The 14,839-nt window shown below is 71.3% G+C and carries 16 protein-coding genes; 13 read left to right on the top strand and 3 right to left on the bottom strand.

From position 1 onward, the window contains the following. Positions 1 to 12 precede the first annotated feature (12 nt). Positions 13 to 498 carry a ribose-5-phosphate isomerase gene (locus CHR28_RS22515; RefSeq protein WP_094055490.1) on the top strand — a complete coding sequence of 162 codons (486 nt, stop codon included), beginning with the start codon at positions 13 to 15 and terminating at the stop codon, positions 496 to 498. Positions 499 to 817: 319 nt separating this feature from the next. Continuing rightward, a complete protein-coding gene (locus CHR28_RS22510; protein ID WP_094055489.1) occupies positions 818 to 1,627 on the top strand; it encodes an Fpg/Nei family DNA glycosylase in 810 nt (269 codons plus the stop codon). A 91-nt stretch (positions 1,628 to 1,718) separates the two neighbouring features. Here CHR28_RS22510 and CHR28_RS22505 read toward each other — a convergent pair whose 3' ends face one another. Continuing rightward, entirely contained in the window at positions 1,719 to 3,011 is a 1,293-nt protein-coding gene (locus CHR28_RS22505) for a GNAT family N-acetyltransferase (protein WP_094055488.1), read from the bottom strand. A 162-nt stretch (positions 3,012 to 3,173) separates the two neighbouring features. On the opposite strand from CHR28_RS22505, the gene CHR28_RS22500 reads away from it, so the two are divergent. Beyond that, positions 3,174 to 4,352, top strand: a complete 1,179-nt coding sequence (locus tag CHR28_RS22500) for a PP2C family protein-serine/threonine phosphatase (RefSeq protein WP_094055487.1) — start codon at positions 3,174 to 3,176, stop codon at positions 4,350 to 4,352. Positions 4,353 to 4,384: 32 nt separating this feature from the next. Continuing rightward, on the top strand, positions 4,385 to 4,846 hold the full coding sequence (locus CHR28_RS22495; protein WP_094055486.1) for an HD domain-containing protein: 462 nt from the start codon (positions 4,385 to 4,387) through the stop codon (positions 4,844 to 4,846). A 21-nt stretch (positions 4,847 to 4,867) separates the two neighbouring features. Here CHR28_RS22495 and CHR28_RS22490 read toward each other — a convergent pair whose 3' ends face one another. After that, positions 4,868 to 6,082 (bottom strand): acyltransferase family protein, encoded by a 1,215-nt coding sequence (locus tag CHR28_RS22490; protein ID WP_094055485.1) that lies wholly within the window; start codon positions 6,080 to 6,082, stop codon positions 4,868 to 4,870. A gap of 622 nt (positions 6,083 to 6,704) precedes the next feature. Between CHR28_RS22490 and CHR28_RS22485 the strand changes: the two genes are divergently transcribed. The 3 genes from CHR28_RS22485 (at position 6,705) to CHR28_RS22475 (ending at position 10,193) form a co-directional block, all read left to right on the top strand. Next, positions 6,705 to 6,899, top strand: coding sequence for a hypothetical protein (locus tag CHR28_RS22485; RefSeq protein ID WP_010041885.1), 195 nt, complete (start codon positions 6,705 to 6,707; stop codon positions 6,897 to 6,899). A gap of 109 nt (positions 6,900 to 7,008) precedes the next feature. Continuing rightward, positions 7,009 to 9,459, top strand: a complete 2,451-nt coding sequence (locus tag CHR28_RS22480) for a protein kinase domain-containing protein (RefSeq protein ID WP_094055484.1) — start codon at positions 7,009 to 7,011, stop codon at positions 9,457 to 9,459. Positions 9,460 to 9,905: 446 nt separating this feature from the next. Further along, the gene (locus tag CHR28_RS22475; RefSeq protein ID WP_094055483.1) at positions 9,906 to 10,193 is read left to right on the top strand and encodes a hypothetical protein; all 288 of its coding nucleotides are present in this window, start codon (positions 9,906 to 9,908) and stop codon (positions 10,191 to 10,193) included. 492 nt (positions 10,194 to 10,685) lie between these two features. On the opposite strand, the gene CHR28_RS22470 is transcribed toward CHR28_RS22475, so the two are convergent. Then, a complete protein-coding gene (locus CHR28_RS22470) occupies positions 10,686 to 11,444 on the bottom strand; it encodes a GntR family transcriptional regulator (RefSeq protein WP_094055482.1) in 759 nt (252 codons plus the stop codon). Positions 11,445 to 11,636: 192 nt separating this feature from the next. On the opposite strand from CHR28_RS22470, the gene CHR28_RS22465 reads away from it, so the two are divergent. The 6 genes from CHR28_RS22465 (at position 11,637) to CHR28_RS22445 (ending at position 14,806) form a co-directional block, all read left to right on the top strand. After that, entirely contained in the window at positions 11,637 to 11,966 is a 330-nt protein-coding gene (locus CHR28_RS22465) for an SCO3933 family regulatory protein (protein WP_094055481.1), read from the top strand. Positions 11,967 to 11,968: 2 nt separating this feature from the next. Then, a complete protein-coding gene (locus CHR28_RS22460; RefSeq protein WP_094055480.1) occupies positions 11,969 to 13,336 on the top strand; it encodes an FtsK/SpoIIIE domain-containing protein in 1,368 nt (455 codons plus the stop codon). A 57-nt stretch (positions 13,337 to 13,393) separates the two neighbouring features. Further along, positions 13,394 to 13,564 (top strand): hypothetical protein, encoded by a 171-nt coding sequence (locus tag CHR28_RS37835; RefSeq protein WP_179272526.1) that lies wholly within the window; start codon positions 13,394 to 13,396, stop codon positions 13,562 to 13,564. 76 nt (positions 13,565 to 13,640) lie between these two features. Further along, positions 13,641 to 14,276 (top strand): DUF2637 domain-containing protein, encoded by a 636-nt coding sequence (locus tag CHR28_RS22455; RefSeq protein ID WP_094055561.1) that lies wholly within the window; start codon positions 13,641 to 13,643, stop codon positions 14,274 to 14,276. Positions 14,277 to 14,295: 19 nt separating this feature from the next. After that, a complete protein-coding gene (locus CHR28_RS22450) occupies positions 14,296 to 14,481 on the top strand; it encodes a mobile element transfer protein (RefSeq protein WP_094055479.1) in 186 nt (61 codons plus the stop codon). Positions 14,482 to 14,500: 19 nt separating this feature from the next. Beyond that, positions 14,501 to 14,806: a hypothetical protein gene (locus tag CHR28_RS22445; protein ID WP_094055478.1), complete on the top strand. Its 306-nt coding sequence runs from the start codon at positions 14,501 to 14,503 to the stop codon at positions 14,804 to 14,806. Positions 14,807 to 14,839: the final 33 nt, after the last annotated feature.

Genomic DNA, 14,839 nt, shown 5'->3' with positions numbered 1-14,839 from the left:
CACACTCGTCCCATGCGCGTGTACCTCGGCTCGGACCATGCCGGCTACGAACTGAAGAACCACCTCGTCGAGTGGCTGAAGGAGGCGGGCCACGACCCCGTCGACTGCGGCCCGCACATCTACGACGCCCAGGACGACTACCCGCCGTTCTGCCTGCGCGCCGCGGAGCGCACGGCCGCGGACCCCGACTCCCTCGGCATCGTCATCGGCGGCTCCGGCAACGGCGAGCAGATCGCCGCGAACAAGGTCAAGGGCGTCCGCGCGGCCCTCGCCTGGAGCGAGGAGACGGCGTCCCTCGGCCGCCAGCACAACAACGCCAACGTCGTCGCCGTCGGCGCTCGCATGCACTCCCAGGACGAGGCGACCAAGTTCGTCGAGGTGTTCCTGAACACCCCGTTCTCCGGTGACGAACGTCACATCCGCCGCATCGACATGCTGTCGTCCTACGAAACGACCGCAGACCTCCCCCCGATCCCCCCGCACCACCCCCAGCAGTAACAACGGCCGGGCAGACCCCGGCCCGGGTCCGGGGCGGAGCCCCGAGAGGGGTGCAGGGGACGAAGTCCCCGCCGGGGCCCGGGGCGGAGCCCCGGAACGAGCCGGACCCACCCCCCAACCGTGTCGGGCGGGTGGGTGGGCGAACCCGGGGCCCGGGGCGGAGCCCCGAATCGAGCCGGGCCCATCCCCAACCGTGTCGGGTGGGCGGGTGGGCAAAACCGGGGTCCGGGGCGGAGCCCCGGGTCGAGCCGGGCCCCTGACCCGACCGTGTCGGGCGGGCGGGTGGGCAAAACCGTCACACACCACAGAAAGCCACACCGTGCCCGAAGGCCACACCATCCACCGCCTCGCCCAGGACTACGCCACAGCCTTCCGCGGCACCACCCCCCACGTCACCAGCCCCCAGGGCAGATTCACCCCCGCCGCCACCCTCCTCACCGGCACGGAACTGACCGCCACGGACGCCCACGGCAAACACCTCTTCCTCGGCTTCGGCGAAACCCACTGGGTCCACATCCACCTCGGCCTCTTCGGCAAGGTCACCGCGGGCCCGGCCCCCGCACCCCCGCCCACCGACACCGTCCGCCTGCGCCTCGCCGGCGACACGGCCTACGTCGACCTCCGCGGCCCCACCACCTGCGCCCTGATCACACCCCCGGAGAAGCGGGCGATACACGACCGCCTCGGCCCCGACCCCCTCCGTGACGACGCCGACCCGGACATCGCCTACCGCCGCATAGCCCGCAGCCGTACGACGATCGCCGCCCTCCTCATGGACCAGAAGGTCGTCGCGGGCGTCGGAAACGTCTACCGCGCGGAGGTACTGTTCCGGCACAACATCGACCCGTACCGGCCCGGCAAGGACATCACCCCCGCCGAGTGGCACGCGATCTGGACCGACCTCGTCGCCCTCATGCGCGAGGGCGTCCGCAACAACCGCATCGACACGGTCCGCCCGGAGCACACCCCGGAGGCGATGGGCCGTCCGCCCCGCGTGGACGACCACGGCGGCGAGGTGTACGTCTACCGCAGGGCCGACTTGCCCTGCCACATCTGTGGCGGCGAGATCCGCACCGCCGACCTCGCCGCCCGCAATCTCTTCTGGTGCCCCACCTGCCAGCGCCCCTGACCTGCCACGAAGCCGAGCCGGCCCGGAGCCGGGAGGGCCCGGGAGACGGCCGCCGCACTCACGGCCGCCGCCACCCGGAACCCACCGCCTCTCAGAACCCGTGCGGCAACCACGGCGCCAGGCCGGCACCCCCGCCGACCCCGCCGACCCCGCCGCCACCGCCGAACCCCAGTGACGCCTCGGCCAGCGCCCCCCGCCGTACCTCCCGCACCCGCCCCGCCGCCCCCAGCGAGGCCAGCGACACGCCCCCGAGATACGCCGCCCCCAACTCCCGCACGGACAGCACGACATCCGCCGCGTCGGCCGTGCGCTCGCAGGACGCCCCCTTCTGGTCCCCGCTGAGCCGCCAACGCCCGGCGTTCCAGGGGCAGAACGCGTCCTCCACCTCGAACACCACGTCCACCGGCGTCTGATACGTCCGCGCCTCCAGCGCGGCCCCCACCTCGACCGGACGGACGTACAGCGAGTCCCGCAGCCGCGGCAGGCACCGCCGTATGTCGGACACCAGGTACTGCCACGCGTCGTCGACCGGCCGTCCCCGCGCCACCACCTTCGACGTCAGGTCGACGTCGAACAGGAAGCGCCACAGCGCCGCGTCCGCCGCGGGGTCCAGCGCGGCCAGGCTCTCCACGATCACCGTGCCGTTCGGCCCGGCGGTCTCCCACTCCGGCTTGATCCGGTACCGGGCGTACCCGACCGTCTCGCCGTCCCGCTCGGCGACGACGCACAGCAGCGGAGAGGCCCCGCCCCGCTCGCTCTCCGGATCGAGCACCCCGAGCCGCTCCCAGCCGGGCCGCCGCGCGAGCATCCCGGGCCGCGTCGGCACGAGCCGGGCGTACACCGCCTCGCACGCGTCGAGCACGTCGGCCGGGGCGGCGTACCGCAGCCGTACGTCGTCCGTGCCGGGCGGCACCGACAACCGCACCCGGCTGGTGTCGATCTCGGTGTTCAAGTGGAAGGTCGCGTTGCCGTACCCGAACCGGCCGTAGATCGCCGGCTCGCTGGCCGTGAGCACCGCCAGCGGCTCGCCCCAGGCGCGTACGTCGTCCAGTTGCCGGCGCATCATCGACGTCAGCACCCCGCGGCGGCGGTGCGTGGCGGCCACGCTCACCATCGTCACGCCCGCGGCCGGCACCGACGCCCCTCCGGGCACGGTCAGCCGGAAACTGAACGCCCCGGCCGTCCCCACGCACTCGTCCCCGACCCACGCGCCGAGTGAACGGTCGTACTCGGTCAGCGCGTTCCACAACTCCCGCTCCTCCGCGGACTCCGGCACTCCGCCGAAGCCCCGAAGCAGGGTGTCGTACCACTTGTCCCATTCGTCCTGCCGGAGCACCCGTAGCTCGGCCGAAGAGCCGGTCGCTGCCGTCGCGTCAGTCGCCATGGGCCATGCCTACCAGGGCAATGCGGGACGAGCGAGGGAATTTCTCCCGGGCGACGACGGGCCGGCGCGCGGTGACGTTCACTGTGAAGTGCGCCCTCGGACGGGGGACAAGTGGGACCTCCCGTGCCAAGGGGCAGGTCCGATGGATAGGGTCCCGAACTAATGGCATCAGGACGAGAGCGGCGCGCGGAAGCCGAGACGTTCACGGCCCGGTTGAAGAAGCAGTGGCACCGGGCCCGCGTCGGCGTGCGCCGCGCCGCCGTGGACTACTTCCGCGGGGACGGCTCGGACTGGATCGCCCTGGCCGGTCTGCTCCTGATGGTCCCGGTGATCGCGGCGGCGACGCTGGCCAACTCGGTGTGGTTCTCCCCGGCCGCGCTGGTCCTGCCGGTCGTCGTGGGCGGCCTGCTGCTGCGCCCGGCGAGCCTGCTCGGCCTGTATGCGGCGGCCGCCACGGCGCTGATCGTGGAGTCGGTGCAGCTCGGCCCCTACACGGAGGGCCCGTCCCGGGTCACTCCCGGCGTGGTGCTGGTGGTCGCGGCCTGCGGCTTCTTCGGACTGCTGCTGGCGCAGTTCCGCAGCCGGGTCGGCGTGCCCTGGCGGCGCGGCGGCACCATGCTGTTCGACCTGCGAGAACGCATCCGGGTACAGAGCAAGCTGCCCGGCCTGCCGGACGGCTGGCACCGCGAGATGGCCCTGCGCCCGGCGGGCGGCCAGTCCTTCTCGGGCGACTTCGTGGTGGCGGCCCGGACCAACGGCGGCCGCACCCTGGAGGTCGTCCTCACCGACGTCTCCGGCAAGGGCATGGACGCGGGCTCCCGCGCGCTGCTGCTGTCCGGCGCCTTCGGCGGTCTGCTCGGCTCCCTGCCGCCGCACGCCTTCCTGCCGGCCGCCAACGGCTATCTGCTCCGCCAGGACTGGGACGAGGGCTTCGCCACCTCCATCCACCTGGTCCTGGACCTGGACTCCGGCGACTACGAGCTCTACTCCGCGGGCCACCCGCCGGGGCTGCAGCTCAGCGCCGGCACCGGCCGCTGGGAGGAGAAGGCGGCGGAGGGCCCGCTCCTCGGGGTCTACGACGGCGCCCAGTTCGACCCGGTGAAGGGCTCGCTGCGCCCCGGCGACGTGCTGATGCTGTTCACGGACGGCCTGGTGGAGACCTCCGACCGCGACATCGTCGAGGGCATCGACCGCCTCACCGGCGAGGCCGACCGCTATGTGGCCGGCGGCTTCCACGGCGCCGCCTGGCACCTCATCGAGGCGGTCGCCAAGGACGTCAACGACGACCGGGCCCTGCTGCTGATCTGCCGTGAGGGCCCCACGGCCGCCGCGACCCGCTGAGGCGCCGTCGCCCCTCGGGGCACACTGGAGCCGTGACGGACTCACCCCGAACCCCGCTGACCACGGCCGAGGTCGAGGCCACCGCCCGTGCCGCGCACCGCGGCCAGACGGACAAGGCCGGACGGCCGTACGAGGAGCATCTGCGGGCCGTCGCCGAGGGCGTCCGGGCCCGCGGCGGCGACGAGGAGCAGATCGCGGCGGCCTGGCTGCACGACGCTGTCGAGGACGACGCCCTGCCGGCCCAGTGGCTGCGCGAGGCGGCGCTGAGCAGCCGGACGAAGGACATCGTGCGTGCGCTCACCAAGCGGCCGGGCGAGCCGCCCGAGGCGTACGCGGCCCGCATCCTGGCCACGCCCGGCGCGCTGCTGGTGAAGGAGGCGGACCTGGCGCACAACGCGGACCCGGCGCGCCTCGCGGTCCTCGACGCGGCGACCCGTAAAAGACTGACCGAGAAGTACGCGCGGATGCGCGCACTTCTCGGTCTGGCCGGCTGAGCGGGGTGAGCCGGGTGAGGGTCAGGCGTCGACCTTCTCGCGCTCACCCTCGCGCTCACCCTCGCGCTCACGCTCGCGCTCGCGCCGCTCGGCGCTCTGGCGCTCGCGGGCGAGCTCGGCCGCGTCCCGCTTGAAGGCCCACTCCATCTTCGGTTCCATCGCGAACCGGAACATGCGCTGCACCGGCTTGGTGCACAGCACCGTGACGACGGCGGCCGCGAGGACGGTCACGGCGATCTGGCCGGCCGGGTGCTGGAGCCAGGAGGCCTCGAACCAGCCCTGGTAGTCGCCGGCCTTCACCAGGAAGCCGTGCAGCAGGTAGCCGTAGAGCGTGCCGGCGCCGAGGGCGGTGAACCACATGTGGCGGCGCGGCACCCAGGCGAAGAAGCACGCGGTCAGCACCAGGGAGCAGCCGAACAGCGCCAGCACCATCACCGGGCCGGTCCACCACGGGGCGCCCAGCTCCTGCGCGGAGTCGCGGTGGTAGAACCACGCGGTGTTCATGCGCGGCACCGCCCACCAGCTGACGGCCAGCGCCGCCGCGAACACGGGCACCGAGGCGATCCGCACCGAGCGGCGGCGCACCATGTGGAAGTGCTCGGGCTTCATCGACAGGCCCAGCACGAAGAACGGCAGGAACTGCAGCACACGCTGGAGGTCGAGGTCGTCCCCGATCGAGGGGCTGACGGTCGCCAGCATGGCGAGACCGAGCGCGAGCGGCAGGGGCCAGCGGGCCAGCTTCCAGACGGGGGTGGTCAGCCGCCAGACGAACAGCGCGACCAGGAACCAGGTGAGGTACCAGGGATCGAGCAGGCTGATGTCCTGGCCCGGGTCCTCGTCGATCCAGCGCTTGAAGAGCGGGTAGGCCGTCTCGAAGACGATGTACGGCACGGCGACGCCGGTGATCAGGCGCTTCAGCCGGTCGGGCCGCATGTCGAAACTGCGGGAGAAGTAGCCGGAGATGATGATGAACGCCGGCATGTGGAACGCGTAGACGACCTGGTACGCGGCCTCGAGTATGCGGCTGTCGCCCTTGAGCGGTTCCCAGGCGTGGCCCATGGCCACCAGCACGATCGCGAGGTACTTGGCGTTGTCGAAGAACGCGTCGCGCTGCTTGCCGTTCTGCTTCTTCTGCGGGCTGTGCGGCGAGCGCGGGCTCGGCACTCCGTCGGCCGGTGGCCGGGCCGGGGGAAGTGGCGCCTTGCGGTCGCCGTTCGGTCGCAGCGAGTTCGTCACAGACCCTCCCACCAGGAGCTCGGGGAGACGATCCGGGACCTCGCTGCGCTTACGGGGGACGAGGCAGCGTGGAACATCTGAGGCACCCTAGCGTTCCCTGCAGCTATTCGTAAAACGCCGGATGTGAATCCTGGCTATTCGCTCCGGGTACCCCGGATTTCGGGTAGTTGACATCGCCACCGGAGTGATGGCCAACACACCGCCCAGTGACGGATGGTGTCCACCGTGCAGGTCCAGCTTGTCGGGATACTTCCGGACTAAGCAGTGCATAAGACCAGCAGGCGACTCTGGTGGAATGTCCGCTTCGGTGCTCTTCGGGGTTGCCTCACAGGGGCGTTGATGAGGCCCTGGCAACAATTCGAATTAATGGCGAACGCGTTGTGTGGAGACGGAAACGATCCGGTCGAATTCCCCGCGCGGGTGGCGCATCGAAATGCCGTACGAGCACCCGTCGTTGAGCCCTCGCCCCCGGGCGGCCCGGACGCGTCCGGACAACACGGAGGTGGTCGATGCGTCAGCCGCCGCATAGCCCGGCCGGGTTGGTGGCACGATGGTTCTGGCGGGGTGCGCGGGGTCGCGTCCCCGGGCCGGGAGAGCGGACCGACCGAGGGTGTGATCAGTTGTGGCCATTTCACTGTCTGTGGTGCTGCTGTTGGCGATCATCCTTGTGGTGTTGCTGAGAGGGGGATCCATCAAGGCAGGTCCCGCGATCGTGGCGATCCTCTTCGGCTTCTTCCTCGCCTCGACCGGCATGGCCCCGTCGATCAACCGTTTCCTCAACTCGATAGCGGAGACGATCAACTCCATCAGCTTCTGACGCACGGGACGGACCCCCGCCACCCGAGCCCCGCGCCGCAAGCCCGCGGCGCGGCCGGATACGCTCGCCCCGACCACTGGACGGTACGTGACGGGGGGAACGTACGGGGATGGCGCTGCGCGACTCCGACCCGCCCGAGGTGGGCGGCTACCGCATCGAGGACCGCCTCGGCTCCGGCGGCATGGGCGTGGTCTACCTCGCCCGCTCGGCCTCCGGCCGGCGCCTGGCCATCAAGGTGGTGCACGGCCAGTACGCCGACGACGACGAGTTCCGCACCCGCTTCCGCCGTGAGGTGGCCGCCGCCCGCCGGGTCAGCGGCGCCTTCACCGCCCCCGTCGTGGACGCGGACGCCGGCGCGCCCCGCCCCTGGATGGCCACCCTCTACATACCGGGCGCGGACCTCGGCACCCATGTCCGCCGGCACGGCCCGCTCCCACTGCCCCGGCTGCGCGAACTCGCTGCCGGACTCGCCGAGGCGCTGCGCGACATCCACCGCGCCGGAGTCGTCCACCGCGACCTGAAGCCGGCCAACGTGATGCTCGCCGACGACGGCCCCCGGGTCATCGACTTCGGCATCTCCCGCGCCGCCGAGTTCGCCGCCTCCGACGCCCTCACCCAGACCGGCCGTGTCATGGGCACGCCGCCCTTCATGTCCCCGGAGCAGTTCGCCTCACCGCAGGACGTCGGCCCGGCCGCCGACATCTTCTCCCTCGGCTCGGTCCTCACCTACGCGGCCACCCGCCGCGGCCCCTTCGACAGCCCGAGCCCCTACGAGACGGCCCTGCGCGTCGTCGAGGGCGAGCCGGACCTCTCCGGCGTCCCGGCCGAGCTGCTCCCCGTCATCCGCCTCTGCCTGGAGAAGCACCGGAAGTCCCGCCCCACGGCGGACGACCTGTTCACCCTCCTGCGCGAGGGCACGTCTCCCGCCACCGCCCCGCCCCACCGCGCCCCGGGCACCCGTCCGCCCGGCCCCGCACCGGCCCCCCGGCCGGACGCGCCCGCCACCGACCGGGACACGGCACCGCTCGGTCCGCGAGCCGAGCCGGACGCCGAACGGCAGGACCCCCGTCACCGGCCCGGCGCGACACCGGCGAAGCGGAACGATCCGCCGGGCGACCCGGCCGGAAAGCAGAAGCCAGAGACCGGGAAGCAGAAGGCGGAGACCGGGAAGCAGAAGGCGGACGCCGGGAAGCCGAAGGTGGAGACCGGGAAGCAGAAGGCGGACGCCGGGAAGCCGAAGACAGAGGCCGGGCGCCCCCGCCGCCGCGTCCCGCGCCGCCTGCTGCTTGTCCCGGCGGCAATCATCGCCGTCCTGACCGCGGTCATCGCCAGCGCGCTGACCATGACGCGCGACGGGAACCCCGCCTCCACCGCCCCCTCGGACAGCGACCTGCCCGAGGGCTGGAAGCCCTGGGCCAACACCGCACCGGCCCCGGCGGGCAGCGAGAACGTCCTGGGCGGCCCCGACAGCGCCCTCACGGGCTGCGCAGCGCTCGACACATCCCTGGTGTGCGCCGGGGCCGACCTCATGGCGACCCGCTTCGCCCTCGCCGACGGCCGCACCACCTGGTCCCGGCCCGTCGACCCCACGCCGGAGGGCGGCTCCGGCGACGAGGGCGCGCTCATCGGGACCGGCGACGGCCGCGTCTACGCCTACGAGGCCGACGACGGCGAGGCCCAAAACGGCCCCCGGAGCACCTACACCGTGCACGCCCTGGCCCCCGACACCGGCAAGGTGCTCTGGCGGACCCCGACCGGCACCGGCGAGAGCGCGTCCGTCCCCGACAGCACGCAGGGCGCCGCGGTGGCGGTCCCCGAGGGCGTCGTCACCTTCTACGGGGACCAGGGCGACCAGTACGCCCTGCTCGACGCCGACACCGGCGAGGTCCGCTGGAAGCAGCCCAAGCCGGACCTCATGGACTGCCTGCTGCACTCGGTGGCCGGCCAGGCCTACCTCGTCTGCGCGACCCCCACGGACGAGGGGATGACCGGCCGCACCACGGTCACCCGCATCGACCCCGCCACCGGAAAGTCCCGCTGGACCGTCGAGGTCGAGGGCACCGCGTATCTGCTCGGCCGGCACGACGGACGCCTGGTCCTCGCGGACACCGTCGACACCGACCGCCCGCTGACCCTGATCGACGTCTCCTCGCACGTGCTCACCGTGCGCCGGCTCGCCCAGCCCCGGCCCGCGGACGCCGGTGCGCACCTGGTGCGCGGCACGCTCTACTTCACGCGGGCGAGCGGCGGCGTCCGCGCGGTGTCGCCGGACACCGGCCGGACCCTGTGGGAGGCGAACTCCTCCGTGGAGCAGCCGGGCCCCCCGGCCGCCTCCGCCACCCACGTGTACCTGGCGTCCCCCAGCGGCCGTCTCGCCGCCCTGAACGCGCGCACCGGCAAGCCGGAGGGCACCCGCCCCGGCCGCGACGACGGCGGCCGCGTCGACAGCATGTTCGTCACCGGAGGCGCCCGCCCCGTCCTGGTCGGCGACGCCCTCTACGTCCCCTACGGCATCCGCTCCGTCTACACGGTCGACACCCACGCCCTCGTGACCCGCTGAGAAGACACCTCGGGCCTGTCGGAAAACACCTCGGCCCGGTTCCGAGGAACCGGGCCGAGGATCATGGAGCGGGCGACGGGAATCGAACCCGCGTAGCTAGTTTGGAAGATCGCGTATACGGATCGGGGCTGAGCTGGCGAGACGGTGACCAGGGCGTTCCTGAGATACTCGCCGACGTTCTCCGCTGTTCCCCGCTCAGCACTGCGGAATCGGGCACACAGAGGGCACGCGTGACTTCTCTCAGGCCCGTCCAGGGGTCGTTGGCGCCTGCGCCCCTTGCGAGGTCCCTTCGGCGTTCATGCGGCATTCCAAGTCCTCTTCTAGTAGAGTCTCCGGTGGCCGGAGGCACCTGACAGCATCCGGAGGACGGCCGGGAGTGAGGAACGTGCCCGGGACAGCCCGCCTGCAGCACGCGGGACGGTTTTCTGTCCCCCGAAGGGCCTCCCGTGGCGAAGAAGAAGTCCCGCAACATCGAGTCTCAGATCACGCAGGACAGCGTCGCATCACGCTCCGGTATCCGTATCCCTCACCTGGCGGTCGGGACCCGGGTTGCGCTATCACAAGGGATCGTCACCTACATCAGCCCCACCTTCGCACTGGTGATAGCAGGTTCTGAACTGGTGCTGGCAGTATTGGTCCTGTTCGCGGCGATGTTCGGGTCGGAGACGATCAGTGAGCGAGCCTTCCGCCTGATGCGCATGGTGCTGAACCGGCCTGAGCCGCCCACTCACTAGGCGATCACCTATTTCTTGCGGACCGCTACGCATCCGCGTTCCTCAACCACCACTCACCCAGCTCCCATCCCGTCTGCCGTCGACCCACACACCGTGGAGCGGGCGTGGTCCCTGGCGTCCAGGTGGAGCGCGCCACTGTACGAACGACCTGGACGCCAGGGGCCGCGTCTGCTCGGCTCTGCCTGGGTCGACGGCAGACGGGATGGGAGCTCCCCGCGCACGCCACTACTCCGGCCGGCACTCGCGGACGGCGCCCCCGCCATCTCGGAGCCTGAGCGCCCCCGCCGGAGGCATGCTTTGAGCGTTGCCCGCGCTCCGCGGTTCTCGACTCCTGACCCGGCCTGTTCACATGTGGGCGCGCGTCGGCGCAGCCCGGGCGGAGCGGGCCGGAGGCAGGAGCGGCGCCCGGAGCGGAGCCGGGAAGCGCGCCCGGCGGAGCGGAGCGCAGCCGGGGCTTGATGAGGTAGAGAAACCTGTAACAGCCGCGCAGCGTCACGCGTCGAAGTCGTACTCCAGGATGTACGAGGCGGCGTCAAGCGTCATCTCGTTGATCTCGACGGGGCGGCCTTCGTCCGCGAATGCGGTGCGGCAGATGAGGATCACGGGCGTGCCTGCGGAGATGCTCAACTGATCCGCCTCTGCCTTCGTGGGCATGCGCGAGCGGATCTCTTCGCGGAAATGCACTGGCTTGCAGCCGAGTTCGGCAAGACGTGCATAGGTCCCGCCTGGCCCGGTGTCCTCCTGCGTGATAGCTGACCCAGCCACCACCGACGTGGGGAGATAACTCGTCGCGAGCAGAACGGGCTTCCCATCCAGGACGAACCGCCGCCGCCGCACGCACACAGTCTCCCCTTCGGCCAGGTCCAGGACCTGACCGACGCCTTCCGGGGCGGCTTCCTCGGACACCGTCACCCGATCGACCACAAGCGTGCGGTCCTCGATGTCGGCGGACCAGATGGATCGACCGCTGCCCCATTGCTCCTGGGCAAGCCGCTGGATGCCTCGGCGCCGCAGAGGGCGGAAGGATCGCACGAACACGCCGGCACCCTTGCGGGCCTCGGCGACGCCTTCGTCCTTGAGCACACTCAAGGCCTGCCGGGCAGTCATGCGTGCCACGCCATGCGCGGCCATCAGCTCGTTCTCCCCCGGAAGCCGATCACCGGGACCGTACTCGCCCGACTGGATCGCCTCGCGCAGAGAATCCGCGATCCGCTGGTACTTCGGCCGACGGTCGTCGTCGGTGTTGGTCATTCCGGAGCCTCCTTCCTGTCTTCTCTAGACAGCCTAGGCCATGTACAGGACGCCTGCCCTGTTGCGTGTAGCCCCAATGGGACCCCCGGAACCTCTCTAGACATCCCCCTTGACGTCTCTAGAGATGTTCGCTTCCATGGAGATGTCTAGAGAGGTCGCACACGGTGGCCTCCCGAGCGCAAGGGATGACTCATGCCGTCGTTCAAGATCGACACTTCGACCGCTGTGGTGTTCGTGGCGACCGCGCCGACGCCGAAGCTGGCCAACGCGAAGACCGGTGAGCGGGCCATGGACCGGGAGACCGGTGCGGCCCTGTCGACGGTGGGCCTTCTCGTCTCGGACGAGGGGGAGGGGAACCTGTACCAGGTGACCATCCCGGAGACGGGCTACCCGGAGGGCCTCCAGCCGGGCATGCCGGTCAAGGTCATCGGTCTGAAGGCCCGTGACTGGGAGAACGAGTTCAACGGCCAGAAGCGGCACGGGATCTCGTTCCGCGCGGTCGCGATCACCTCGGCGGTCTAACCATGACCGACCTCACCACCTGGTTCGAGCTGGGCGGTCTCGCGACCGGTGCCGGCGGAGTCGGCTACGCCAAGCACCGTGCCCCGCGCGTGTACTGGTCGCTGGTCGGCCTGCCGGTCACCTGGGGCCGGTTCACCTGGTCCTACGGCTCGACCATGGACGCGTGCGGGCTGACGGTGCAGCCGTCCGGCTTCCGGGCGTTCATGACGCGCAACGTCACCCGCCGTGAGGTACGACCGGTGCCGCCGAAGGTCCGCCGGGTCCGCCCGACCTCGACCGGCCTGCGGGTCACGCTCCGTCTTCCCGCCGGCCTGGAGCCCACCGATATCGCGGCGTCGTCCGAGCGCCTCCGCCACGCCTGGGGAGTGCACTCGGTGACCGTGGCGGAGACCAAGCCCGGCTTTGTCGAGCTGCGGATGACCGGTTACGACGTCCTCAACCGCGTGAAGATGCCCCGCAAGGCACAGCCCCGGGACCTGATCGTCCCTGTCGCGCTGCGGGAGGACGGCACGGTCTTCGAGCGTGACTATCGCAAGATCCCGCACGCCCTGACCCTGGGCGCCAACCAGTCCGGCAAGTCCATGTATCAGCGCAACCTGATCAAGGGACTGGCCAAGCTACCGGTGGCCTTGGTGGGGATCGACTGCAAGCGCGGTGTCGAGCAGTCCCGCTACGCACCCCGACTGTCGGCGCTGGCCACCGACCGCGAGAGCGCCGGCCGCCTGGCTGACGCGCTGGTGACGGAGATGGAAGACCGCTTCGACCTGCTCGCCCTGTACGGCGTCTCGGATCTGTGGGAGCTGCCGGATGAGGTGCGGCCCGTGCCCCTGGTCGTGCTGATCGACGAAGTCGCGGAACTCTTCCTGGTGACTTCCAAGAAGGAAGAAGCCGATCGCGATCACACGGTCATGCAACTGGTCCGCCTTGGGCAGATGGCCCGTGCGGTCGGCATCTACCTGGAGGCGTGCGGACAGCGCTTCGGCTCCGACCTGGGCAAGGGCGCAACCGCCCTGCGTGCCCAGCTCACCGGCCGTGTCGTGCACCGTGTCAACGACAAGCAGACGGCAGAGATGGGGTTGGGCGACATCGCCCCGGACGCCGTGGTCTCCGTGCTGGGAGTCCGCGCCGACCGTCCCGGTGTTGCGGTGGCCGGCGACGCCTCTGGCTACTGGTCCCGCATCCGCACCCCCGAGATCACCCCGGCTCAGGCGGCGGCCGTCTGCCGCGAATTCGCTCACCTGACCCCGGAGTTGCCGTTCCTGGCTCCGTTCCGTCCGGTCGGTCAGATCGTGCCGCCGATGCCCACGACGCCGCCGCTCGTGGCTCCGTACTCGTCGGCGAGTAACACCCCAGCTCCACGGTCGGCGTGACCGCCTCGCGCCAGGCCCCTACCCGAGCCATGCCGAAAACCCGACAGGAGATCGCCCATGGCACGCAAGACCACCAAGCCCCAGACCAAGCAGTGCCCGCCCTGCAAGGGCACCGGCGAGGTCTCTCGCACGGTCCGAGTGGGTCGGAAGCGCCGGACGGTCGGTCAGCAGACCGGCTTGTGCCTGAACTGCCTGGGCGCCGGCGAAATCCCCGCCGACGACGACTGAACCGCCGGGGCCGGGCGGCCGGACATCTGATCCCCGCCCCGCCCCCGGCCCGATCCCCCGGAGGGAGGTGAAGACCATGCCCCGCTCGTTCCGGCTCGACGCCGTACTCGTACAGGCCGTGATCGCCGGCGCGTTGTCCTTCGCCCACTTGCACGACCTTGCCGAAGCCGCCGGCCAGACCGGCTGGAAAGCCTGGGCCTACCCCGTCTCGGTCGACCTGCTCTTGGTCGCCGTGTGGCGCCGACTGCGCACCGAACGGTCCCGGCTGGCCTGGTTCTGGTTCCTGGTCGCCCTGGTCGCCTCGCTCGGCGCCAACATCGCCACCGCCGGACTCCTCGACCTCGAACACGTCCCGGCCTGGCTGCGCATCCTCGTCGCCGGCTGGCCCGCGCTGGCTTTCCTCGGCGGCACCCTGCTCGCCCACCAGCCCACCGACCCCCCGCCCGCCCCGGAGCCCGCGCCCCGGCCCGTGGCCGTGGTCGACCGCCCCGAGGCACCCGCCCCGGCCCCGGAGATCACCACGCCGGAACCGGCCCCGGCTCTGCCGGAAGCACCCGCCCCGGCGGTGCCCCCGGCGCTGATCGACCACGCCCGCAAGGTCGCGACAGATCACCGCATCCGCACGGGCACCGACATCGACACCGCCACCCTGCGCGCCCGGCTCGGCCTCTCCGAAGACCTCGCCGGCGCGATCGTCGCCCAACTCGCTTGACAGACAAGGAGGTTCCACCGTGCGTCCGAACCGCTTCTACGACGTGATCCGCATCGGCCCGGTGAAGGTCGGCACGTTCAACAACGGCCGTGGCCAGACCAAGCACACCGCCGCCTGCACCGCCCCGAAGTGCGGGTTCTCCACCGAGCACGGCGACCGCTCCGCCGCCGAACTCGCCGCCCGCACCCACCGCTGCATCGCCTGACAGGGCAAGGAGAGATCCCATGCGCCTGCCCGACGAACAGCTTCGCGCCGGTCACATTCCCGCCGATCTGTACCGGCAGATCCCGCCGGGCACCGACATGCGCCAAGTCGTGATCGTGCAGCAAGCCCCCCGCTCCTACACCGGCCCGATCGTGCTGACCCTCCTGGTCGTCACCGGCTCGATCGCGGTGCTGCTGGTGATCGCCTACGTCACGCAGATCATCGCCGCGTCGATCGTCTCGGTCCTGTCGGCCACCTGCGGTGTCAGCTACACGATCAGCCGCACGTCCAAGCGCAAGAAGGCACCGCCCGCGCTCGGCAAGTAACGCCCTCCGGGGCGGCTCTCTCGCCAAAGATCC

This window comes from Streptomyces sp. XY006, assembly GCF_002237655.1.
Taxonomy (GTDB): Bacteria; Actinomycetota; Actinomycetes; order Streptomycetales; family Streptomycetaceae; genus Streptomyces; species Streptomyces levis.
The sequence above is the reverse complement of the archived record's forward strand: the minus strand, read 5'-3'. Positions and strand labels throughout refer to the sequence as shown.